Genomic DNA, 24,541 nt, shown 5'->3' with positions numbered 1-24,541 from the left:
CGAAAGACCCAGGAGAGTCTTCGATTTAAGAAACTGGTAACAAACATGGGTAACCGAAAAGATCCTTTTGCTGACGTTGTGTCCTGAGATGTTCACACCATACCCAATCATTCACGTAAAGATAAAGAGTGGGGAAATACGCATCGTTTCGCTTCTGCTCGGGGCTTAGCCAGAGTATGTCTCGTTCGCGATAAATTGGAATGTTGTGATCCAGGAAACTTGGCTCATGATTCTTATGGAGTAACCAATGCTGTGTCCTTGTCAAAGTGGAAAGCCATTCAACGAATGCTGCGAACCCATTATCGATGGACTCAAAAAGGCGGAAACTGCCGAGCAGCTAATGCGCGCACGCTATTCGGCCTACACACAAATCAACATGGGATTTATCGAGGCCACCCACGATCCGGAAACGAAAAGCGGTATCGACATGAAGGCCAGCCAGGAATGGGCCGAGTCCACGAAATGGACAGGATTAGAAATCTTGGACACTCAAGATGGGCAAGCGCATGATGAGACGGGAACCGTGCTGTTTACCGCGACCTATGAAACGGATGAGGGCCCACAGCAGCATCATGAGCTGAGTCAGTTTACGAAACGTCAGGGCACATGGTTCTTTACGGATGCTGTCGATCCCACAGTGCAACCTTACAGACGGACAGAACCAAAACTCGGCAGAAACGATCCGTGCTCCTGTGGAAGCGGGAAAAAATATAAAAAATGTTGTGGCGTCTAGGTGGACGGTTGCGACGGTTTGGCCTCTCCCTGCCAAAGCAATTCATACCCCAGTTCTTTCGTGTCCGAACACATGCTGGCGAGTGATGAGAATGTTTTTTTAAATACTTCATCGGCATGGGATCGTTCATGCTCTTCAAAGGAACGCCAATAGGTCACGATCGCATAGTGCTCGTCAGTGCCTTGCATTGGCCCCAAAGACCCTTCCTCTGAGAGAAACCCAGAAAATTTAAAAACTTGCCCGGCAATGAATCCGCCTTTGTCTCCTCCGTAGGTTTCTTTGACCACCATACAGAGTTCTCCAAACGCCATTTCTACCTGATCAAACGCGATCTCAGGTTTCAGCTTCACCGTATTCATCAACATTTTCACCCCAAATGGAATGGTGATGGGACCAAACATGACAGTCTCCTTTCTCGTCTGGATGTTATGACCTCGGCTTGTCTCATGACCCGCTAGGAAGTATCACGGGACGAGTGTAGCATTTTTGCCGGTCGACAAAAACTTAAAGAATCGGCGCGTATGACCGAAAGAAGAGTTAGAAAGTGAAGACGAACGTATGGAAGGCCCTGTTACACTGAATCTGCCGTACTCAATCGGAGGTTATCCCGTTTCGTGTTCAGAATGCGGGGCGGACAATCTCACGGAGTTTTTTACGTCACATGCGTTAGGGCTTCAGTTGTGTCCGATATGTTTTCATTCACGAGTCGATCGCGGACTCGCCAAAGAAGGTTAATACAGAAAGAAAGTTTTTCTCCCTTGCCTGTCTTGCTACATTCCTACTTTTTTCACGCACACTTCTCTCTCGAATGTCCAGCATTGAAAGAGAGACGACTGTAAGACGCAGTCGTGAGATTTCTATGAAATACCGTCCAGCGCGTTGGGTTCCACCGGCTTCACATCAGGCGTCCGTAGTATGCGAAGTATGTGGAATTGAGCATTTTACGGTTTTTTATATTTCTGAAATTCTCGGCCGTGTTCAATGTGAAGCCTGTTTGCGTCAACAGACTTCCGATTCCGTTACTGCCCCGGATACCTGAACTCTTTCATTGTTCTTTTCGAGCCTCAATCGCACGTGACAAGCTACCCGTAAATTTTGCTTCCTGCCCTTCCGAGCAGGTACACCCAACCGTTGGGCCGATACATCGGGGAGTTAGGACGCTAGTGAAATTCGACAGGGGAAGATCACGCTTGCCACCTGATTCAACTTACAGTCGATTGATCAATGGGCATATGACATGGTCTCTACATTCTGGCGGAACACGATATGTTACGGAACATGGGAAATGATTTGCAGATGAAATAGGAAGGGAAGGGAAATGAACGTCTCGACTTAATTTTCGAGGTAGAGGCGTAGGGTATTTTCTTGACCCAAGGTCACGTGGCCGACTTTGGTTTCGCCGCTGAGAGAACAGGTGCGTTTAATCGAGAGGACGACCGCGGGACTTTCATCATTGCGGTAGACGACATCGTCCAAACGAATTTCTACGGCCTTGTCTTCATCTTCAGGGTCTAAATACTCTTCTTTATACATGGTGAAGTGGTTTCCTGGGTTGACCGATTTGACAATCTTTTGTGCTTCAAGACCTATGCCATAGTCTCAGATTGAGATCTTTGGCGACCAATGCATAAACCTCTCGAAAAAACAGCAACTTGGACCAACGCGGGCAATTGATCAATGAATTCTCTTGGTAGGAAAATTCGTACAGCACTAGGCAAATTTAGCCGGTACGGCCTTCAGTGATGTATGGAAGTGAATTCAGGAGATAAAACAGACAGGATATGAGAGGCTGAGGTCTCGAAGGAAGGAATTAATGACGACAAGTATTGTGTTTGAGCTCTGACACAAATTGTCGAATCTTTTCGAGAGAGTCAGGACGATCTTGATACGTACCGATATGGCGGACGAGCGCGCTACCGATAATGACACCATCTGCGAAGCGCGAGACTTCCTGGACGTGTTCCGGCGTTGAGATGCCAAACCCAACCGCTACTGGTTGTTTACTGGCTTTTTGAATTTTCTGGACATTCTCTTGAACGTGTTGCATATCACGGATTTGCGCTCCAGTGATCCCAGTCAACGAAACATAATAGATAAACCCTTGAGTCCGAGTGATCACATCCTTTTGGCGCGATTTGGTGCTGGTCGGAGCTAGAAGAAAAATGACAGTTGGGCCACCGAATTTCTCAGACGCCTGGCATAATATGTCTGACTCCTCGGGCGGCATGTCAGGAACGATGACCCCGTCGATTCCAGCCTCGACGCACCGTGCACAAAACTTCTCTTCCCCCATAGCCATGATGGTGTTGTAGTAGGTCATGAGAATCAGAGGAATTTGCGTTTTGGCGCGAAGTGATTTGACTGAAGTCAGAATGGAATTGAGTGACGTGCCGGAGCGTAACGCTCGTTCGGCTGCTTTCTGGATAACGGGTCCATCGGCAATGGGGTCAGAAAAAGGCACACCCAATTCAATGAGGTCGGCGCCTGCTTGTTCAAGTTCCAAGACAAGCGTTTCCGTCACGGCCATTGTAGGATCGCCCGCCATGATATAGGGGATGAGCGCCTTCTCGTCTTTCTTGTTTAACGCCGAAAATGCCGTCTGAATTCGATTGCTCATGAAGGTGTATCCTGGAAAAGACGAAGACAAACTATAATGGAATGCCGCGCATACGGGCGATTTGCTGGACGTCTTTATCGCCGCGGCCGGAAAGATTCATGATGATGACTTGATTCTTTTTCATCGTCGGAGCCAGTTTCATCACCTCGGCGACTGCATGCGCACTTTCGAGTGCTGGGATAATTCCTTCTTCTCGCGAAAGGAAATCAAAGGCCGCCAGAGCTTCTTCGTCGGTCGCGGAGGTGTAGTGGATTCGTCCTGTGTCGTGATGCATGCTGTGTTCCGGCCCGACGGCCGGATAGTCCAATCCCGCCGAAACGGAATGCGTGAGATTGACTTGACCATGCTGATCTTGGAGCAGGTAGGTCATCGTGCCATGGAGCACGCCGGGTTTGCCACCGGAAAAACGAGCGGCATGTTTTCCGCTGGCCAGTCCCATGCCGCCGGCTTCCACGCCAATCATTTTGACCTTGGAGTCCTTGATGAATGGATAAAAGAGGCCAATGCTATTACTGCCTCCACCGACGCAGGCCACCAGGCACTGCGGTAATTGGCCTTCCGCTGCTAAAATTTGCCTCCGGGCCTCTCGACCGATCACTGATTGAAAATCGCGAATCATCATTGGGTAGGGGTGTGCGCCCAATACCGATCCCAAGAGGTAATGCGTGGTCTTGACGTTCGTCGTCCAGTCTCTCATCGCTTCGCTGATGGCATCCTTTAACGTTCGGCTCCCGGCATCGACACCCGTGACTTTCGACCCTAAAAGGCGCATGCGGAACACGTTGAGCGCTTGACGTTCCATGTCTTCGGTGCCCATGTAGATTTCTGCGTCAAGCCCGAACATCGCCGAGACTGTGGCCACGGCGACTCCATGTTGGCCGGCGCCAGTCTCCGCGATGATCCGATGCTTTTTCATGCGGCGGGTCAATAAAATCTGTCCCACCGTATTATTGATCTTATGCGCGCCCGTGTGACAGAGGTCTTCCCGTTTTAAGTAAATCTTGGCTCCGCCCAGCGTTTTGGTCAGCCGCTTGGCGAAGTACAGAGGAGTCGGGCGTCCAACATATTGTTTGAGGTACTCATGAAATTCTTTTTGAAAGGACCGATCGCGTTTGACCTTCTGATAGGCTGCCTCCAGCTCTAACATGGCAGGCATGAGTGTCTCCGGGACATATTGTCCCCCATACCGACCGAATCGTCCTCGAGAGTCAGGAATCATCGCCATGCCGAAAACTCATCTATAGAAAAATGCAAAACGTATCTCATGACCCATGCGTCGTATGTTGGCAATGCGTAATCCGCCGGGGAAACAAGAGTATAGCGGGGGGCTTCTTCAGGAGACAAGTTGAACCGCTTGGATAAAGGCCTTGACCTTGGTGCGGTCTTTTTTTCCAGGACTGGCCTCGACCCCGCTACTGACATCCACCCCGTAGGGATGGACTTTCTTGATGGCTTCCTGCACATTGTCGGGCGTCAGACCTCCGGCCAAGAGAATGGGCGCCACTTCAGCCGCTTCCTGCGCGAGATTCCAGTCTGCCACTTTACCCGTTCCGCCATATTCGGATTCGGAAAAGGCGTCAATCACAAATCCTCTGACTCCCGCCCGTCCTTTGTACTCGGCAAGGGAGAGAAAGCTACTGCGGTCTTTTAACCTAATGCCCTTGAGTACTGGGCGTCCGAGTGTTTCACAGTATGAGGGAGTCTCGTCGCCATGCAGTTGTGCGACCGCCAGTCCGCATTGATCCATCATGTTTCGCACGATCGTCAGTCCTTCGTTCACGAAGACCCCGATGGGAATAATAAATGGCGGGAGTTGATTCACGATGGACTTGACCATATTGACTTCCACAAAACGCGGGCTTTGCGAGTGAAAAATAAAGCCTAACGCATCTGCGCCCTCTCGAATGGCGGTTTGTGCGTCCTCCAGATTGGTAATGCCGCAGATTTTGATTTTTGGAATCATGGAAGTTTGGGCAGCCTTATATGGAAATAGTGAGATCAGACCCAACGAGTGGCGGTTTCCGAAGGAGTCGTATTCTTTGAATGTGTATGAAGTAATGCGTGAACTTTCTCTTTGATCGAATCAGCTCTGATTAATGACTCGCCGATCAACATGGCTTTTGCCCCAGCTTCCTTGATTCGGATCACATCATCACGTTTGTGAATACCACTTTCACTCACGATCAGTTTGTCTGGGGGAATTCGTTTCGCCAGGCGTTCAGTGACGCCAAGGTCAGTGGAAAACGTCTTGAGATCACGGTTATTGATTCCGATGAATCGTGCGGAGGGGAGTCGTTCTAAGACCAGGTCCAGTTCGCGTTCATCATGGGTTTCAATAAGCACATCCAGTTCCAGGCCCTGCGCCACGCTAAAGAGGTCTTCTAATTGGATGCGATCCAAGGCCGAAACGATCAAGAGCACGCAATCGGCTCCATAGGCACGCGCTTCATAGAATTGAATCTCTTCGAGCATGAATTCTTTATTGAGAGTAGGGAGTCCGATATGGTCTTTCACCGAAGCTAAATAGTCTAGGCACCCTTGAAAGTATTCCTGATCGGTGAGGACCGATAGAGCCGAGGCTCCAGCCTGCTCATAGAGTTTGGCAATCGCCACCGGATCAAAGCGATGCTCAAATTCCGGACGCATGAGTCCTTGACTGGGAGAGGCTTTCTTGACTTCAGCGATCAGAGCCGGGGAATCATCCGTCACGCCACGTTCCAATGCGTCGACAAAGCCGAGTGGGGCTGACCGATCGGCTATCCGACCTTTAAGTTCCGCGATGTACGCGCGGCTTTGTTTATGACGCAATTCCGCCTTTTTATGTTCGAGTATACGATCGAGGATCATGAAGCATGCTGCTTGGTGTATTGAATGAGCTTTTCCAGTTTTTCATAGGCTGCGCCGCTGTCTAAAGATTGCGAGGCCGCCAGATAGCCTTCTTGTAAGGTCTTGACCTTTCCGCAGGCCACAAAGGCCGGGGCGGCGTTCATGAGCACGATGTCTCGCCTCGGGCCTTTTTTCCCGCGCAACACATCCTGAATAATCCTGGCATTGTCTTCCGGGCTGCCCCCGCTTACTTCCTTCAGATTCACGGTCTCCAGATCAAAATCCATCGGGCTGATCGTATAGCTGGAAACTCGACCGGCTTTGCCTTCCGACACGTACGTGGGACCGGTGATGGTGATTTCATCTAAACCATCGAGGCCATGGGTCACGAAACAATGTTGTGTCCCCAATCCGATAAGGACTTGTGCGAGCTTTTCCGTGAGTGATTTTCGGTACACACCCAGGATTTGTATGGAGGCATTGGCCGGGTTGGACAACGGGCCGAGCACGTTCATCATCGTCCGAATACCCATCTCCGCTCGTGGTTTCGCGCAATGCCGCATGGCGCCATGATACAGGGGAGCAAACAGGAATCCGATCCCTACGTCATTTACGCAGTCTTCGATTTGTTCGATCGGAAGGTCGATGGTGACCCCTAAAGCGTTTAAAACATCGGCGCTGCCTGACCTCGACGAAACGGAGCGATTGCCATGCTTGGCGACGGTCATGCCTCCACCCGCAACCACAAACGCTGCGGCTGTGGATATATTGAAGGTGTTCGATTTATCGCCTCCCGTCCCACAGGTATCGACCACCAACGGATCTGATACATGCACTCGCTGGGCTAAACTCCGCATGGCTTTGACCGATCCGAGAATTTCATCGACGGTTTCACCCTTTAATCGTAAGCCCATCAAATAGGCCGCAATCTGTGCTTCGGAAGCTTCCCCTTGCATGATTTCCAGCATAGTGTCCTTGGCTTCGGACTCTGAGAGATTCGTCTTCTCGGATAATTTTTCGATGCTCTCTCGTATCATGTGCGCATGTCCATCAGAAGATTACCGGGTCGCTGGCGTGGGCAGAGACAGAAAATTTCTGAATAAATCCATGCCAGAGGTCGTCAGTATGGACTCGGGGTGAAACTGCACGCCTTCGGCTTCTGTGTCTTTGTGGCGAATACCCATGATTTCACCTTCTGCCGTTTCAGCTGAGACCTCAAACGAATCTGGCAGCGTATGACGATTCACAATCAAGGAATGATAGCGTGTGGCTTCAAAGGGATTGGGCAGCCCTTGAAAAATCGATTTGCCGTCATGATGAATCATCGAAGTCTTTCCGTGCATCAATCGATCGGCTCGGATGATTTCCCCGCCGAAGGCATAGGCCAGGGATTGATGTCCCAGGCACACTCCCAAGAGTGGGAGATGTCCAGCAAACCGGCGAACCACGTCGACGGAGACGCCGGCCTCGTTTGGCGTACAGGGTCCGGGGGAAATCAAGATACGCTCTGGCGACAGGCGTTCGATATCCGCTGTCGTGATTTTATCGTTTCGGTACACGTGGACATCGGCCCCCAGTTCACCCAGGTACTGGACGACGTTGTACGTGAACGAGTCGTAATTATCGATGACGAGCAACATTTACTCGAGTCCCATCTCCGCCATTTCTACTCCACGCATCATCGCTCCTGCCTTACTGCATGTTTCTTCATATTCACGAGACGGATCCGAGTCAGCCACGATTCCCGCGCCGGCTTGAATATAGGCCTGCTGATCTTTGATGACGATGGTTCGAATGTTGATGCAGGTATCCATGTTTCCTGAGAAGCTAAAATAGCCGACAGCTCCGGCATAGGGACCGCGTCGGGTGGGTTCCAATTCTTCAATGATTTGCATGGCCCGGATTTTTGGCGCGCCGGAGACGGTGCCTGCCGGGAAGCAGGCTTTCATGACATCATAGACGGACTGTCTCTCTTTGAGACGCCCGGTCACTTGCGATACGATATGCATGACGTGCGAATAGCGTTCGATCGTCATGAACGGGTCGACCACGATTGTCCCGGCACGAGCAACACGCCCGACATCGTTGCGGCCCAGATCCACCAGCATGATATGTTCAGCGATTTCCTTGGTGTCGGCGAGCAGCTCATCGGCAAAGGCCTGATCTTGTTCCGCTGTTTTGCCGCGTGGTCGAGTTCCGGCGATCGGACGAACCACGATCTGGTCTTCTTCGCAGCGAACGAGGACTTCAGGCGATGATCCCACCAGTTCGACGCCCGCGACACGCAAATAATACATGTACGGCGAAGGGTTGAGCACGCGCAGCGCGCGATACACTTCAAACGGGTCGGATTGAATCTTGGTCGTCCAGCGTTGTGAGATGACTCCCTGGACGATATCTCCAGCTTGAATATACTCCTTGGTTCGCATCACCATCTTTTCGAAATGCTCACGACTCATATTGGACGTAAATCGAAGAGGCGATCGGCGGGACTGGGATTTGGGGCGTGGCACTCGTTTCCGTAACCGTTCGATCATTTCATCGATTCGTTTCTTGGTATCGGAATAGGCTTGACGCAGCGCCGTCTTGGTTTGAGTCGTGATGTGCGCATTTGCCACGACTTTCATCGTATGGGCGACATTATCAAAAATCACTAGGGTGTCTGTGAGCAGGAATGCCAACTGCGGGAGCCTGGCATCGTCTTTGGGACATTCGGGTATGGGTTCGAAGTAGCGGACGATATCATAGCTGAGATATCCGACGGCGCCTCCAGTAAAACGAGGAAGTCCCGGTACAGACACGGGACGGTAATCTTGTAAGAGACGTTCGATATGTTGGAGTGGATTTTTGCCGAGTGGGAGGCGTTGGGCTTTTCTGCCTTCTTGAATCAATACATCTTCACCGTCCTGCCAAATGACCGCCTTGGCATGATTTCCGAGAAAGGAGTATCGTGCCCAATTTTCTCCACCTTCGATGCTTTCTAATAAATACGCCGTTGGACCCGTGTTGATCTTTGAAAATGCGGAGACGGGCGTTTCATAATCTGCCAGAATCTCGCGATAGATCGGGATGAGGTTTCCCTTTTGCGCGAGCTCGCAAAAATCCTCAAAACTTACTGAATAATAAGGTTTTTTCATGGCCTGACCGTAGCACACGATTGATTTTAAAATCAATGTGAGGTCAGTGCTGGATGGTAGGCAAACGAATAACCGGGTAACAGCCCGGCCTGTTATCAGCCGAACTTGCCTAGGTGAAGCCGGTTGGTTGAAGATCTGATGATGCTTTATGGGCGACTGACGACTAATTTCTGGCCAGGTTTAATCAAATTGCTGGGGAGATTATTCCAGGACTTTAAATTATTCACGGAGATACCATATTGCCGGGAGATACTGAAGAGGGTTTCTCCCTTGGCCACCGTATGGGACTTGTTTCCGCTATCCATAACGGATGGAGAGAGCGGTTCTTCCCCAAGGTCTGCACCTAAATCTCCACTGAGGTCCGCGCTGATATCGGCAAAATCAGAGTCTTTAAATTCGATGTCTTCTAAACCAAACTCAGAAATGGATGGTTCGGAAAGGGTTAAATCATCAGCTTTTGCACCATCGACTTTACTATCGCGAAGTCGGGTTAATTCATCTTGGGTGTTCGTAAATTGATCACGCATCGTGTCAAGTTCGGACGTCAAGTCCCGGTTTTGTGATTGTATGTTCGTGAGCTCTTGTTGGACTTCTTGATATTTGGCGTTAATCTCTCCCGTTCGCTTCTCTTCTTGAGCGAGCAGTCGTTGAAAGTTGAGGGCTCGCGCTTTTTCAGCTTCATACTTTTCACTGCTTACGCATCCGCTGATCAATCCACTGACTACAATGACGACCCCCATGATCCGTGACATCGTTAACCATGTTGCAGGTAGGTAAGATTGCAAACTCGTTTCACATATCCTAGGTCGCGACATCATGCACTGTCCTCCATAAATTGTAAGGTCATGGGCGCTTCCCTTTCGGGCGAGCGATTTTCTTCGTTATGTTCGTAAGATAGTTGAAATTTGCTCGTGGGCAAATACATGATAAAGAATAGTGTGAGTTACGTATAATGTCAAACATTTCTGTAGCTTAATCCATGTCAGCCCAGCGCGGCCTCTACTCGATTGACCGTAAGAAAAATGGTGTGCTACTAATTCGCCAATTGATGATCCGGTGGTAGTGGCACGTAGACTTTATTGAAAGGACTTTTGCCCAGGTGTCGCAGATGACAGATTCTTCACGAGCATCTCGTACGCATGTTGTTGATCAAGTGACGCTCCGGTTAGCGCAATCGGTGCCGCTGAATCAAGAGTGGATCGGAGACCGCGAACTGTTGCAGCAACTGCTGGCCTGCTGGCTGGTGGTCGATCCCAGAGATCTGCCCTTGTCTCCACGCATTACCGGACAGCCTGGAGTGGGAAAAACCACATTGGCCATGTCGGCGGCAAAAGAAAAGAAGCAAGCCCTCTACATCTTTCAATGCACGGCGGACACGAGACCGGAAGACCTGTTGGTATCACCAGTGATTTCCGAAGGGGGGACGATTTCCTACCAGGCTTCTCCTCTCGTCACGGCCATGCTGACCGGAAGTATCTGTCTGTTGGACGAAGGCAATCGCATGAATGAGAAAAGTTGGGCTTCCCTGGCTTCCCTACTTGACTATCGACGAACCGTTGAGTCGATCATTGCCGGTATCCAGATTAGGGCCCATGATGATTTTCGGTGCTGTATTACGATGAATGAAGATGCCTCTACCTATGAAATTCCCGATTATATACTGTCCCGGCTACAACCGACGCTCAAGGTGGAATTTCCCGCCCGTGAACATGAACTAGCTATTCTCCAATACCATTTACCCTTTGCGCCTGCGGAAATCTTGAATCTAACGGTCGATTTTCTTCAAAAAGCCCATGAACTCGACCTGGAGTTTTCTGTCCGGGATGGTATCCACATCGTACAATACGCATTGAAACGCGTCGCTCAGGATCCAACGCACCCTTTGGCTCAAGATGCGGCATGGCAGGAAGCGCTCATTAAGGTGCTGGGGCAAGACGCTGCCGATTTGGATACGCTGGCGCGACGTCGAAGTCGGGCGATTGGTGGAGAATCCACCCCACGGGGGCTAGGGGATTTCTTTTTTGATGAAGGAAATCCGCTTCATCCGGACTCATAGGGCGACCTTTCGTCGTCCGTTATCCATCTCTCGTTGAGGCACGAATCCGAAACTCTTTGGCTGCGAGATTCGAGCGACGAGAGGCAACTGACTCTCTTTGCGATATGACACACCACAAAGGTCACACAAAAGTCGTTTTCGAACTCTCATCCCGTGTGACACTTCTGCCCATTCGGAATGGAAGTGGCGATGTGGCACAGGAGGTTCGAGACTACCTGCTTGAGCATCCTATCGATTGTCTGGCGGTGCCGCTGCCACCTTCCATAGAAGAGGCGGTTGAGACGGCGATTACCCGCCTCCCGCATATCCAGCTTGTCTTAATCCAGGAAGACGGACAGGATGACCGACCCAGTTATTCCTTCGTGCCGATTGATCCGTGTCAAGCAGTCATTATGGGTATCCGTGTCGCGATGAGCGAAGGCATTCCTCGTGCGTATATCGACCGTGAAGTCAAGCTGTTTGAGCCGCACGCCTATCCTATGCCCGATCCCTACGCGCTCAAGCAGGTGTCCTTGGCCGCATATGCCGCGGCCATGTTGCCATCGCTCCCGGCGCCTTTACCTGACACTCAACGAGCGTATCGCATTGCTTGGATGGCGTTTCGTCTGCATGAATTAGAACTCTACTCTGAATCGATCCTTGGTCTCTGTCCCCTGGAAGATTGGCCGTGGATCAGGATGGCTTATCAGAATCGTACTTCGTACGAACCCCACGAAGCCTTAACCACACAGCCGGAAGTATTCTCCGTCAAGACAGAAGCCCTGTATTTCGTCCTTGGCGAGTTACCGTTCGTGACTCAGTTGTACGAAACCCGTCGGCGCGAAGCCCGGGATGACAGACATGTGTCAATTGATGCGATCAAGGAACTGTTAATGGAAACGCGGACGCGCTGGCAGCATAGCTGGCTTGCCGAACGTGTCCAAGAGTCCAATTGGGTCACGCCGCAACTCCTGCAAATGTACTTGCAGTACGTCAGGAATCTCTCTCTGTTGGATCGCCGCCTGACACCGGATTTGTACACGCTTGTTCTGGCGGCCAAGCAATTGGCGGGGGATGAGTTCGCTTTGAGACTCCTGGAGACGGCGAAACACTATGCGTTTCAAGAAAAGGACAGGCTTCCGTGGGACGATCCTCCCATCATGGTGGGCTTGGGCGAAGTGCAATTGCCTGATGGGCGTGTCGCCAAGGCTAAAAACCGGTTAGCCGGGCAGCCTCTGCAATGGCGGTCTCTCGCATTACGACCGGCTCCCCCCAAACGACAAAAACGCCATTGGGTCTTCCAGTGGAATCCGTACGGTCAATGTTCCTGGCCGCCTGAGGATGACAAGATCGAATCCTTTGCGTCTCATGTCCGTCAGCAAGCTAAATCTCTCATCGGCGCGGAATTGGCCAAAGCCGAAAAATTCACGACCTCCATGCGGGATGGGATAGATTTACGGGAAACGCTTCGGCATTCCATCACCTCGAAATCGCGTAACCTTGAAATTTATGTCAAAGAAATTCCGCCATCGAGGGGGACGCTGGAAGTCATCGTCTTTCTCTTTGAAGTGCCGGCAGATCGTGAGAGGTTTTCATGGCAGGCTACTTGGTATGCCGAACATGAAGAGGAGTCCACGCTCTGTTTTTACGCGACGCCTTTCCTGGAAAATATGGTGGGGCCGGGAATTGGACAGTCCCAGTACGGGGGGACGATGTTTCTCTTTCCTCCACGACCGATCCCCGATATCTGGACCGACCCGCACCTGGATTACGCCAAGTCGCTCGAAGAACGGCTTCTGGCCGGAGCCTGCCGGCATTCATTGGAGCCCCATGTCGCCCTCATCTCTCCTATTCCTCCCAAAGCGCGATGGCGGCAAATTGCGCGACGGTATGGACGTTCGTTGATTCCCATCCCACTCAGCCGGTTCTCTGGACAAACCGTGAACCGCCTTCGACAGTTTCATGTGCTGAATGGACACGAGATTCGAAGCTATGCCTCTCAGTTCATTCGTGACTGACGACGATACGACAACCTTTTTAAGGTCTGATACCTTGCCATATGGAATCAATATCTAGGTTCCGGCAGAAGGTGACATATCCGATATCATCTTCAGACCGAAGTATCATTCGGCGCATGATTGTGGATTCAGAAAACTACTTCAGTTACTGGGCTGATGCAAAATTGCCAGCCATGTAAATTAATGTTGTATTAGTAGCCAACAAAACAATGTCTTCCAAAAGCTCAGATCATCCCCCCGAATCCATTCCCACTCGGCTACAAGAACTCTGCGAGCAAATCCGTCATCATGACCGGTTGTATTATCAGAACGACCAGCCCGAGATTTCGGATGCCGCCTATGATCAGCTTTTCAAACAACTTCAAGATCTAGAAGCCCGGTATCCTGATCTCGTTACGCCGGATTCACCAACGCAGCGCATCGGAGGGGCGCCGCTGGATCAATTCCAAAAAGTTCAGCATGATTTTCCCTTGTTGAGTCTGGACTCTCACGTCAAGGTGGAAGACGTCCAGGCTTTCGATCAGCGCGTTCGGCGTGAACTCGAGAAGGCGCAAGTCGACTACACAGTCGAGCCCAAGTACGATGGACTCTCAGTTGAGCTCATCTACGAAGACGGATGCTTTGTGCGTGGCTCGACGCGCGGCGATGGGCTGGTGGGAGAAGACATCACGGTCAATCTTCGCACTGTCCGAACGCTGCCTCTGCAGCTTTCTGCTTCTTCTGTAATCCCCGAGCGATTGATCGTGCGTGGCGAAGTCTATATTCCCCTGGATGCGTTTCATCTTCTCAATCAACGGCTCACAGAAAAAGGTGAAGAGCCGTTCGCCAACCCACGGAATGCGGCGGCGGGGTCTCTGAGGCAGCTTGATTCCCGGCTCACGGCCAGCCGGCCACTGACCATTACGTGTTATGACGTGAAAACACAACAAGGCAATATTGCGTCCACGCATTGGGATGCTGTATCGCAAGCCGGAGGATGGGGGCTGCCTGTTCCGCAACATCGCCAGCGTTGTCGGTCAATCGAAGAGGTTTTGGCGTTTCACACGGATATCGAGTCCCGGCGGGATCGACTGCCGTTTGAAATCGACGGCATCGTCGTCAAGGTCGATCGGTATGACTGGCAGCAGGCACTCGGTGAAAAGTCTCGAAGCCCACGCTGGGCTATAGCCTTTAAATTTCCTCCCCGCAAGGAAATCACGAAAGTGCACCATATTATGGTGTCGGTCGGGCGAACCGGAGCGCTGACTCCCATCGCCCTGCTCAATCCTGTAGAGATTGGTGGCGTCACGGTCAGCCGTGCTTCATTGCATAATGTAGACGAAGTGGCCAGGAAGGATGTTCGTCCCGGCGATACAGTCAAAGTTGAACGGGCAGGGGATGTAATTCCCGATGTCGTAGAACGCATCGAAGTGCCTGGGGAAGTCCGTTCACAACCGTTTACACCGCCCACTGAATGCCCGGTCTGTCATTCACGAACCATGCAGGAGGGGCCGGTGCTCTACTGCACAGGACACACGGTTTGTCTTGCGCAACTTAAAGGCGCACTTGAGCTTTATGCTTCAAAGGGGGCGTTGAATATCGAGGGTCTTGGCAGAAAGACTATTGCGCAATTCGTGGATCGAGGGCTCGTGAAGGACCTGGCGGATTTTTATACATTAACGAAAGCGCAGCTGTTGGATCTCGAAGGATTCGCGGATAAATCGGCTACACAGTTGTTGGAAGAGATTGAACAGAGCAAGCAAGCCCCGTTGGCTCGGTTTATTTATGGATTGGGAATTCGAAATGTCGGGTCGCATATCGCGCAGGTGTTAGCGAAGTACTATGGGGCATTAGGTAGGCTTCGTAAGGCCACCAAAGAAGAACTTCAGGTGATACATGAGATAGGCCCAGAGATTGCCTCTAGCGTGGAGAGCTTTTTTCGGGAGCCTCGTAACCTCTCTGTCTTGCAACGCATGGAAGAATTAGGAGTGAAGGTAGAAGGGCTCAATGTCACGAAGCCTTCTGGCAGTCAGCCGCTTTCAGGAAAAATCTTTGTCCTGACGGGAACGCTGCAAGGCTTCACTCGCCAGGAAGCCAAGCAAAAGCTTGAATCGCTGGGTGGCCGCGTCACCTCAAGCGTCAGTAAGCAAACTGACTATGTCGTTGCCGGAGCCGAGCCAGGCTCCAAGCTGGAGAAAGCTCAGAAACTGGGGGTGACGGTCTTGAATGAAGCAGGATTCGTGAAGTTCCTTGACAACAGCTAAGTCCGAAGATGGGTAAGAAGCCCCTTTCGGAATTCGCATCGAGTTGCATTGCTGTCACACTCTGCTTGATTGATCCATTTTTAGAGAAATCACCAGGCAAAAAACGAGCCCATGACACGATGGCCACGGGCTCGTTCTGAAGGCGAGGCGATGCAGGGAGGGGAATCCCGATCGTTTTCACATTGCATCCGGTACAACCTGAAGAGTTTTCAGGAACATTACCAAGGACTTCTGATCCTCAATAGACCTTGCTATGAAGGCGTCACGAGAGGCTCGTCCTTCCCCGCCATGGAACAGAATGGCTTCGGTGATAGTGCTGACGTCACCGCGGTGACCGTAAGGCGCAGTGTTTCCAACGTCCCACAGCTTACGGGTAAGGAAAAAATATGTGCCAGGAGTGCCATCGATGGCATCTTCACGCCCCTGTGCCAGCAGTTCGTTGCAGAAGAAATTGATGTCCGCGTCACACAGGTTGTGGCGCTTCAGGTCGGTGTAGGCGCGCACGATGATGGTGCCTTTGGCGTCTTCTTTAAACCCAGCCTTTTTCGTGAGGTCGAAAGAAATCGGAGGACACGCGTCCTTGAAGTTAGGTGCTTGATTGTTGCAGGTGCCTGGTGGGTTAAACGGGTTGGGCTCGACAAAGGTGCGGGTGTGTAGCACCATTTTCGGTTTGTGGCAGGAGTTACAACCGATGTCATCGAACACCTTTTCCCCTTGTTCGGCCAGGTTGCGATCAGTATTTTTCTTAGGCATAACTTGCTGCGGCGCATCCAGCTGGGCCTGCCAGATGGAGATCGTTGTGAGGTCACCGAGGGTTAGCTCGCGCTCCGTGCCGTCGGCGTCATAGTCGGGATTATAGTTCTTGTCTGGATTCAGGTCGAAACGTTCTTCTGCCTGCATACCGTGGTGATGGTTCATAGCGTTAATGGAGAATTCACGCAATGAAGTCACTTTACCCACCTGGTGGAACGGCTTGATGATCAAGTCCGTATCGACGCCACCGTCGGTGGCTACTACAGCGCCGCCGTTTACCTTGATTTGGAAGTTGACACCTTTGGAACTGATCGTGTGTGTGCCATCAGGAAGACCGGCGGCATGGGCTTGCAGGTCCGTAGTCATTTCGCGAGCTAGCATTTCAATGCCACCTGAACCGTGCATGCCCAGTGTGTTGCGGCTGTTGCTCTTGGAGGGGCTTACCGACAGCGTGACCGGATCCAGTGTCTGTGCTAGCACAAGCACGTTGGCGACAAAGTCACCCGCACCACCGATTTCCGGTTGATTATGGCAGCCAGCGCAGGCATCAGAATCCGGGGCCGAGGTGCGCAACTTCTTGACTTGTCCCTCAGAAATCGTCTCGCCATCTTCTGAGAAGATCGGTATGTTCCGCTTGTCGCCGCCGCCGGTGGTCTCTGGACGACCTGACCCGTCGCAGCGATTGAACCTGGCAATGAATAGCGCCTTACCGTGTTCGTTGACCTCTTTGAAGCTGAACACGCCGCTGTTAATGTCGGCCTGTTCAATGGACTGAGCGATGATTGGTGCATCTGCTTCGAGTCCGGGTGGGCACTCTTTGGGAGCCGCAGCCATTGCGCTCAATGGCAAAGTGGTTAACCCCAGTAACGCAGGGATGCAAAGGGATGTGCGGGATAGTGTTAGTGAACGAACCATTTGCTTGTAGCTCCTTAGAATATGAATAAAGAAATGAATACAGCACGCCTTCCATAACCCTCCCTGGTGGGGCAAACTGTGTTGAAAAAAATGACCTCATCCTCCCACATCGTGTATAAACAGTACAATCCCAACCTCCTCGCAAAGAAATCACGAAAGTGCACCATATTATGGTGTCGGTCGGGCGAACCGGAGCGCTGACTCCCATCGCCCTGCTCAATCCTGTAGAGATTGGTGGCGTCACGGTCAGCCGTGCTTCATTGCATAATGTAGACGAAGTGGCCAGGAAGGATGTTCGTCCCGGCGATACAGTCAAAGTTGAACGGGCAGGGGATGTAATTCCCGATGTCGTAGAACGCATCGAAGTGCCTGGGGAAGTCCGTTCACAACCGTTTACACCGCCCACTGAATGCCCGGTCTGTCATTCACGAACCATGCAGGAGGGGCCGGTGCTCTACTGCACAGGACACACGGTTTGTCTTGCGCAACTTAAAGGCGCACTTGAGCTTTATGCTTCAAAGGGGGCGTTGAATATCGAGGGTCTTGGCAGAAAGACTATTGCGCAATTCGTGGATCGAGGGCTCGTGAAGGACCTGGCGGATTTTTATACATTAACGAAAGCGCAGCTGTTGGATCTCGAAGGATTCGCGGATAAATCGGCTACACAGTTGTTGGAAGAGATTGAACAGAGCAAGCAAGCCCCGTTGGCTCGGTTTATTTATGGATTGGGAATTCGAAATGTCGGGTCGCATATCGCGCAGGTGTTAGCGAAGTACTATGGGGCATTAATTCAGCGAAAACTCCCCGTCCGGAAGGGCGGGGAGAAGAGCCAGATCCGGTGTCCTGCGGTATAGTGGGCGGTGATGAAACTTCAGAAGGCTGCCCACAGGGTCTACAAGACCCCATATCATATTGTCTGGGTGATGCGGTATCGACGAAAAATCCTGGGGAAGGGCGTGGCAGTTTATCTTCAGATGAGGTTGCAGGAAGTCTATTGGGATGGGGGTGGTCTGGAGCTAAGGATTTTTCGTGTCAACGGTAGGCATTAATGAGGCCATCATCCAGCGGTATATTCATGATCAAGGCAAGCAGGGCACCGGACAAGCGCAGCTTGAATTTTGAGAGTACCACGTCCGTAAGGGCGTGGTACTCTATAATTACGACGGATTCGCAGCACTCGAAGCCGGTGGCCTCCGATCTGCTCAAGCAGGACTTTCACGCCGGCACTCCCAAGAAATTGACCACGGATATCACCTACGTGTGGACCGCTGAAGGATGGTTGTATCTGGCCGTGGTGTTGGACCGGTACGCGCGCGCCATTGTGGGCTGGGCCATAAACTGTCGCATGACACAGCACCTGGTGAGTGGGGCTCTGACCATAACCGTGTTGCATCGTCAGTTCCCGAAGAACAACATCGTCCACTCTGGTCAGGGGAGCCAGTATTGTTCAACGGGCTATCAACAATTATGCAGAAGCAATGCCGCTTTACTGCAGCATGGGGCGCAAAGCCACCTGTTATGATAACGCGGTGACGGAGCGCTTCTTGTACACACTGAAAGACAAACTGATTCACCGAGAGCGGTATGGCACGCGGCGTTAAGCTCAAGTCAATATCGTTGAATACATTGAACCCTGTAACAATCGACAGAAAAGGCATTCGGCAATTGGCGATGAAATTCCGATGATCTTTGAGCGGGTAGCTTAACTTCCTATCCGATCCTGTGGGAGAAGATCAGTATTGTCCTAGTCATCAAGATTAAATTGATGCGCCCTTCAATCAACCCCGACCCTTCCCGGTGTTAGGTTTTCTTGTCTTGTCTATTGCTCCTGATTTTTTCAATGCGTTTGAACCCTCAGGAAAGTGAACCCGACTCAACTCAATAATCACTCGATGCCATTCCTTTCTATTTTGGTTGTGGTTCGAGGTCAATGTCTCTAAACTGGATTTTCCTAGCCCAATAACACTCGTTTTCATAGGTATAATGTTCTACGGCAGAAGGAGTATCAGTAATGAAAATTTGTCTTTCTAAAATTTTACTTTTCACAGCAGTCTTTCTTGGTATGGGAATCGTGTCTTCTCCTTCAGCCCATGCGGGAAATTGCGGTGGGACAAATCAACGGCCTTGCAAAATTTGGGAACGGATACCGTCTTGTAACAAGGGATTGGTAGAGAATTTTAAGATCAATCGGTGTGTCGCCAAAGTTGCTCCTGGCCAAAAATTCAAATGTGGCAAGCGTAACCAAAAGCCGTGCAAAATTTGGGAACGCATCCCGTCGTGCGATAAGGGGCTGGTGGAGCACTTCCCGTCCAATCGGTGCACAACTCAAGCCGATCTAGGCAACAAGTTCAAATGTGGCAAGCGTTACCAAAAACCCTGCAAACTGTCAGAACGAATCCCATCCTGCGATAAGGGCTTGGTCGAAGATTTCCTCAAAGGAAAATGTGTCCCGAATGCAGATGCTAAGCGTCATCTGATTGCAGCGCAAAAACTGAAGAAAATAGGTGGGTTTGTCGCCTCAAAAGTTGCGTTTGCAACTCGGGTAGCGAATAACCAAAAAGTCCGGAATAGGTTGAATGCTGAAGACAAGACTTCTGTGGCAAAAGTCGTGAACGCGTCGGAAGTCGGGAAGACGCAAATGCCGGATGGTTATTTGTTACGGACGCTCACCGTAGGAGCGTCGGTGGGTGGCAAGTTTCTATTTGTCGGTACCTCAGGCGGCGCTGGAGCAGCGATCGATCTCAAAGGGGAGCGGCCCGCTTATGCCTATGCGACCGGCGACTATGGCGTTGGCCCTGGCCTTGCTGCGGGAGGGGCAATTGATGTGGGGTTCTGGGTTTGTCAGAACAATAAAATTGGTGGGGACTCTTGGGGGGTTGAGTTTGGAGTGGATGATCTCGCTTTAGCCTATGTTGGAGCAGCTTCTCTTAAGAAAGGCCCTTCGCTCGGGATTGGCCTTTGGTTCAATTATGATAATGTCTTTCAAGGGTTCACGATCACTCCCGGATTTGGTGTCGGTGCGGATTTTGGTGGAGTGGTCAAGGCCGGGACTGCAGTCCAAGACGATCCTTCGGTTGAATGCGACGGACGTCCAAAGGCACGCGCGACTTCCGGTCGTAAAGCTGGCTAGCCCTCATTCAGCGTGTCACCGACTCCAGGGAGTTCGCGTTCGTCGAAAGGTCAATGAGGTCAGCTTTCTGACTTGAACGAACTGAAAGCAGGAAATGTCATTAGCTTGTGTGGGCATAAGGGCCGGCATTTTCCCCGATGTGCAGAGGCCTTTCCGGGATGCCGGGCCACGTCCGAGATGCCGTTTTTGTGCATGGCAAACTTCTAGACAATCCGTTTGCTCGATTTGATGGTTACGCGGCTTCGAAATGGGGAGTATACCCTCTAGCCAGATACTGACAAGTATCTGGCTCGATAATGTTGACGAGTAATGCGGCACGCCATAGACCAGACCGTCATCAAGATGCCGACAACCGCAAGCAAACCTGCCATTTCCCGAATGCTGCCATTGCTGATAGACGTCAACGCAATGGTCATAATTTCAGAGACAGAATGAAGTTGGTCTTAATCGCCCCTTTCACGCGCTGCTCTTCAACAGGTGCAGCCTTGAAGGTTGTCATTTGTTACAGGCCTTTTTCGTGATGATGTGTGAGGGCGTGCCAGGTTTTCTCGGCACCTTCAAAGCCAAGCATGCCCCACTCAACATGAGACGCGGTGCGATCATGCATGGTGGGGTCTGTTCACGAAAACGGAGAATAATTCCCGCCTCACTGTGGATAACTTGCCAGCGCAGTTGTGTTCCCTCTCCACTCGAAATTTTTCTGTGAGGGCATCAGAATACCTTCTTTTTTCCAAAGGAGGTTCTGATGCCAAGAATGGATATTCTGAGTGCAGTTGAATGCGAGGAGTTTGATAGCCCACCGCTTTTTACCTTGGCTCAACAGCAGCAGTATTTTGAGCCATCCTTACCAGTTATTCGCGCATTGAAGCGCCTCAAAACGCCAACCAATCAAGTCTATTTTCTGTTGGCCTATGGCTATTTTCTCGCCACCTCTCGGTTTTTCACCGCTTCCCAGTTTCGTCCGACTGACATTCGCTATGTCTCCCAAGAGTTAGGCGTTTCCCTGAAACTCATCCACCCACACACGTACGCACACGAAACACAAGCACGACATCGCCAGCGCATCCTCCGACTTTGTCAGTTTCGTGCATGGAATCGAGCGATTCTCCGGCTCCTCCAACCCGAGGCCCAAACCCTGGCTCAACTCTATTGGGAGCCTCGACAGATCTTTTTTCGCTTGGTCGAATGGTTAGTCACGGCACGGATTGCCGTCCCCCGTTCTGCTGTACTCAGCCCGATTGTCGCCACCGCCCTCACTCGACATCGTCAAACACTTGCCCGTCAAGTTGGAGAGCATATCAGTCCATTGCTTCGGGAAAGCTTACTCACCCTGATCGTGGCCCCACCTCAGCCTCAACGAGGGATCCAGTATCGCCTGACGCAACTCAAACGACTCTCGCAATCAACCAAGCTCGCTAAAGTGCGTGCCCGCCTTGAGGACCTGACCTTCGTTCGAATGATCTATGAACAGACGAAACCTCTGCTCCACCAACTGCAGATTCCTCAAGCCGGTATCGTCTCTTACGCCCAACTGACGCTTAACCTCGCCCCCTTCGATCTGATCCGCCGTCCCGAACACGATCGGGTGCTTCATCTCCTCGCGTTTGTGGTACATCACTACGCTCGCTTACAAGACAATCTGGCCGATGTCTTTTTACAGGTCTTCTCGTCCATGATGAATAGTGTCCGCCGTGAGCATATGGCCCAATACTATGCCACACGAGACACCCACGCGATGAGCCTAACAGCTCTCCTCACGCTCCTGGAGACGAATGTCCTCACGGCCTTTAAGGCCATCCAACGTATTGTGGAGTCCTCCACGCTCACCAGCGATGAAAAGGTGCAACAGATTCAACAACTGTTTGTGACACAGCAGACCTCCCAGCAGGAACTCACCCAGGCCATGACGCCGTTGAAGAGCAGCGTGGAAGACACCCAGAAACACGCCACGTATGATCAGACACTTGAACGACGATCCCTTCGCCTCCAATTTCGGTTAATGCCGATTCTCAAAAGCCTGGCGTGGGCAGGGACGGATCACGCCTTGGACCGCGATACGGTACGTGCAAGACCACCAAGGCACGGTGGGCTCAGATGCGCCACAACACTTTCTCACGGCCGCCGAACGCAAAGCGGTGAGTTCCGCGACCCAACCTTTTCGGGTGTCGTTGTATAAGGCCTTACTCTTTGGGCACGTGGCCCAGGGACTCAAAGCCGGCACTGTGTATCTCGAACAATCCTATAAGTATCGGGCACTGGAAGGGTATCTGCTTGAGCGCGAACAATGGCAGACTCGTCGGACACATTACGTTCATCTCGCTGATCTTGAGCGCCTGGCTGATCCTCACAACATGTTACAGCAGTTAGAAGTCGACCTTCACCAGCAATACGTTACAACCAATGCCCGGCTGGAGGCGCGCAGCAATCCCTTTGTTCAATCCAAATCGGATGAGACGTTACTCGTTCGGACGCCACCGCAACGGCGGGACCACACCGAGACGTTGGCCACGTTCTTCCCAGGTCGCCAGTACATTGCGTTAACAGAAATCCTTGCAACCGTGAATCAGCTCACCCACTTCCTCGCTGAATTTACCCATGGGCAACACCATCCGACCGTGGCCCGCCCACCCGTACAAACATTTTTAGCCGGTTTGTTGGGGGTAGGGTGCGGAATCGGCATACGGAAACTGGCCCGCATATTCCGCCATGTTCAAGAAACCCAGGTCGAACATGCGGTCAATTGGTACTTTACCCCTACCAATCTGCAAGCTGCGAATGATCGCATTCCCCAGATGATTGATCGCTTACCGTTACCCACGATCTATCGCCGATCGGTCGACTCCCTTCAGACGTCCAGTGATGGGCAAAAGTTTGAAATCCCCGCTGAATCGCTCAACGCGAATTACTCCTCTAAATACTTTGGCAAAGGCCAAGGCGTCAGTGTCTACAGTTTTATGGACGAACGTCATCTGCTCTTCTATTCCACGGTGATTCGTGCCGCCGAACGCGAAAGTGCCTATGTCTTAGAGGGCCTCCTCCACAACAACGTGGTGCACAGCGAGGTTCACTCCACGGATACCCATGGGTATAGTGAACTCGTCTTTGGAGTGATGCACCTCCTCGGGTTCACCTACGCACCCCGGATCAAACATTTTCAACGCCAGCGGCTGTATGCCTTTAAAGGCCTTCGCCGTCATGACGCGTATCCCTCGTTCCTGGTGAAGCCGTCGGGCACTATTAATGTTCCCCTGATTCTCGCACAATGGGATGCTATCTTGCGGTTGCTTGTCTCCTTGAAGTTGAAAGTCACCACGCCCTCCGCCCTGTTTCGTCGGCTCAATTCCTACTCCTCGCAATATGGGCTCTATCGCGCCTTGAAAGCCTTTGGCCAAATTCTGAAATCGCTCTTTTTACTCCGGTATCTTGATGACGTCGAATTGCGACAACGCATTACCCAGCAACTCAACAAAGTCGAACAATCGCATCGCTTTGCGCGGGCACTATCTGTGGGGCATCCACGCGAGCTTTTGAGCGTGGATAAAGAGGGACAAGAAATCGAGGAAGGCTGTCGCCGTTTGATCAAAAACGCGGTGACCTGTTGGAATTATGTCTACTTAGCCAAACGCTTGCTCGGGACCGCTGACCCAACTCATCAACACCTGTTAGTGCAAGCCATCCGACACGGGTCGCCCATCTCGTGGCAACATATTAACCTGCTCGGGGAGTATGACTTCTCCGATAAACGCCTCGAAGATTCTGTGGGTATCTTACCGGCCACATGGCTCCACGCCAAAGCCTCGAAGCTGGCAGAACTGGTTGGGTAACTCCGCGAAACCTCAAGGCTTTTCTGAGTTTCCGGGAATTATTCTCCGTTTTCGTGAACAGACCCATGGTGCCAATACATGTAACATCAGTAGGGCTGGCAAAAGGATGACGAGCTTATTGAAGAGAGACCTGCTGGCGATCTTTGCAGTAATTGGAATTTCACGGGCCGCTGGATGTCCAGTTGTATATTGGGGGTGACGGCTGTACCGGCAACCACGACTCCAGCTGTCTTGCTTCCAACCTTAACTGTCTGTGAGGCCATGTCGTCGAGTTGAGCGGCTGCCAATTTGAGAATTGCAGCAATATCGT

At 51.5% G+C, this 24,541-nt stretch carries 20 protein-coding genes; 9 read left to right on the top strand and 11 right to left on the bottom strand.

What is annotated here, in order from left to right; all coding sequences use genetic code 11:
• Positions 1–247 precede the first annotated feature (247 nt).
• The gene (locus MRJ96_15825; GenBank protein ID MDR4502913.1) at positions 248–733 is read left to right on the top strand and encodes a YchJ family protein; all 486 of its coding nucleotides are present in this window, start codon (positions 248–250) and stop codon (positions 731–733) included.
• Here MRJ96_15825 and MRJ96_15820 read toward each other — a convergent pair.
• The 10 genes from MRJ96_15820 to MRJ96_15775 form a co-directional block, all read right to left on the bottom strand.
• Entirely contained in the window at positions 730–1,134 is a 405-nt protein-coding gene (locus MRJ96_15820; protein MDR4502912.1) for a hypothetical protein, read from the bottom strand. The genes MRJ96_15825 and MRJ96_15820 overlap by 4 nt on opposite strands.
• Before the next feature lie 931 nt (positions 1,135–2,065).
• Positions 2,066–2,266: a hypothetical protein gene (locus MRJ96_15815; GenBank protein MDR4502911.1), complete on the bottom strand. Its 201-nt coding sequence runs from the start codon at positions 2,264–2,266 to the stop codon at positions 2,066–2,068.
• A 277-nt stretch (positions 2,267–2,543) separates the two neighbouring features.
• Positions 2,544–3,350 (bottom strand): tryptophan synthase subunit alpha, encoded by an 807-nt coding sequence (gene trpA / locus MRJ96_15810; GenBank protein ID MDR4502910.1) that lies wholly within the window; start codon positions 3,348–3,350, stop codon positions 2,544–2,546.
• Positions 3,351–3,381: 31 nt separating this feature from the next.
• A complete protein-coding gene (gene trpB / locus MRJ96_15805; protein ID MDR4502909.1) occupies positions 3,382–4,575 on the bottom strand; it encodes a tryptophan synthase subunit beta in 1,194 nt (397 codons plus the stop codon).
• A 108-nt stretch (positions 4,576–4,683) separates the two neighbouring features.
• Positions 4,684–5,313: a phosphoribosylanthranilate isomerase gene (locus MRJ96_15800; GenBank protein MDR4502908.1), complete on the bottom strand. Its 630-nt coding sequence runs from the start codon at positions 5,311–5,313 to the stop codon at positions 4,684–4,686.
• Between the two features lie 35 nt (positions 5,314–5,348).
• Positions 5,349–6,197 (bottom strand): indole-3-glycerol phosphate synthase TrpC, encoded by an 849-nt coding sequence (trpC, locus tag MRJ96_15795; GenBank protein ID MDR4502907.1) that lies wholly within the window; start codon positions 6,195–6,197, stop codon positions 5,349–5,351.
• Complete coding sequence (trpD, locus tag MRJ96_15790) at positions 6,194–7,213, bottom strand: anthranilate phosphoribosyltransferase (protein ID MDR4502906.1); 1,020 nt, start codon at positions 7,211–7,213, stop codon at positions 6,194–6,196. The genes trpC and trpD overlap by 4 nt, the downstream gene beginning before the upstream one ends.
• 21 nt (positions 7,214–7,234) lie before the next feature.
• Positions 7,235–7,816, bottom strand: a complete 582-nt coding sequence (locus tag MRJ96_15785; protein ID MDR4502905.1) for an aminodeoxychorismate/anthranilate synthase component II — start codon at positions 7,814–7,816, stop codon at positions 7,235–7,237.
• Positions 7,817–9,313 (bottom strand): anthranilate synthase component I, encoded by a 1,497-nt coding sequence (gene trpE / locus MRJ96_15780; protein ID MDR4502904.1) that lies wholly within the window; start codon positions 9,311–9,313, stop codon positions 7,817–7,819.
• 146 nt (positions 9,314–9,459) lie between these two features.
• Complete coding sequence (locus MRJ96_15775; GenBank protein MDR4502903.1) at positions 9,460–10,053, bottom strand: LysM peptidoglycan-binding domain-containing protein; 594 nt, start codon at positions 10,051–10,053, stop codon at positions 9,460–9,462.
• 368 nt (positions 10,054–10,421) lie between these two features.
• Between MRJ96_15775 and MRJ96_15770 the strand changes: the two genes are divergently transcribed.
• The 3 genes from MRJ96_15770 (at position 10,422) to ligA (ending at position 15,609) form a co-directional block, all read left to right on the top strand.
• The gene (locus MRJ96_15770) at positions 10,422–11,369 is read left to right on the top strand and encodes a MoxR family ATPase (GenBank protein MDR4502902.1); all 948 of its coding nucleotides are present in this window, start codon (positions 10,422–10,424) and stop codon (positions 11,367–11,369) included.
• 191 nt (positions 11,370–11,560) lie between these two features.
• A complete protein-coding gene (locus MRJ96_15765) occupies positions 11,561–13,366 on the top strand; it encodes a hypothetical protein (protein ID MDR4502901.1) in 1,806 nt (601 codons plus the stop codon).
• A gap of 209 nt (positions 13,367–13,575) precedes the next feature.
• Positions 13,576–15,609 (top strand): NAD-dependent DNA ligase LigA, encoded by a 2,034-nt coding sequence (gene ligA / locus MRJ96_15760; protein ID MDR4502900.1) that lies wholly within the window; start codon positions 13,576–13,578, stop codon positions 15,607–15,609.
• 177 nt (positions 15,610–15,786) lie between these two features.
• Here the strand turns inward: ligA and MRJ96_15755 are convergent, their stop codons facing one another.
• Positions 15,787–17,196 carry a hypothetical protein gene (locus MRJ96_15755; protein ID MDR4502899.1) on the bottom strand — a complete coding sequence of 470 codons (1,410 nt, stop codon included), beginning with the start codon at positions 17,194–17,196 and terminating at the stop codon, positions 15,787–15,789.
• 239 nt (positions 17,197–17,435) lie between these two features.
• On the opposite strand from MRJ96_15755, the gene MRJ96_15750 reads away from it, so the two are divergent.
• From MRJ96_15750 to MRJ96_15730, 5 genes are all read left to right on the top strand, one after another.
• Positions 17,436–18,131: a hypothetical protein gene (locus MRJ96_15750; GenBank protein ID MDR4502898.1), complete on the top strand. Its 696-nt coding sequence runs from the start codon at positions 17,436–17,438 to the stop codon at positions 18,129–18,131.
• 332 nt (positions 18,132–18,463) lie between these two features.
• Positions 18,464–18,799, top strand: coding sequence for a DDE-type integrase/transposase/recombinase (locus MRJ96_15745; GenBank protein MDR4502897.1), 336 nt, complete (start codon positions 18,464–18,466; stop codon positions 18,797–18,799).
• Positions 18,800–19,288: 489 nt separating this feature from the next.
• Positions 19,289–20,407 carry a hypothetical protein gene (locus tag MRJ96_15740; protein ID MDR4502896.1) on the top strand — a complete coding sequence of 373 codons (1,119 nt, stop codon included), beginning with the start codon at positions 19,289–19,291 and terminating at the stop codon, positions 20,405–20,407.
• 745 nt (positions 20,408–21,152) lie between these two features.
• Positions 21,153–22,583 (top strand): DUF4158 domain-containing protein, encoded by a 1,431-nt coding sequence (locus tag MRJ96_15735; protein MDR4502895.1) that lies wholly within the window; start codon positions 21,153–21,155, stop codon positions 22,581–22,583.
• A complete protein-coding gene (locus MRJ96_15730) occupies positions 22,471–24,231 on the top strand; it encodes a Tn3 family transposase (GenBank protein ID MDR4502894.1) in 1,761 nt (586 codons plus the stop codon). Before MRJ96_15735 ends, MRJ96_15730 begins: the two co-directional genes overlap by 113 nt.
• Positions 24,232–24,541: the final 310 nt, after the last annotated feature.

It is taken from the genome of Nitrospirales bacterium (assembly GCA_031315865.1).
Lineage (GTDB): Bacteria > Nitrospirota > Nitrospiria > Nitrospirales > UBA8639 > JAGQKC01.
This window is presented reverse-complemented; position numbering and strand designations above follow the sequence as displayed.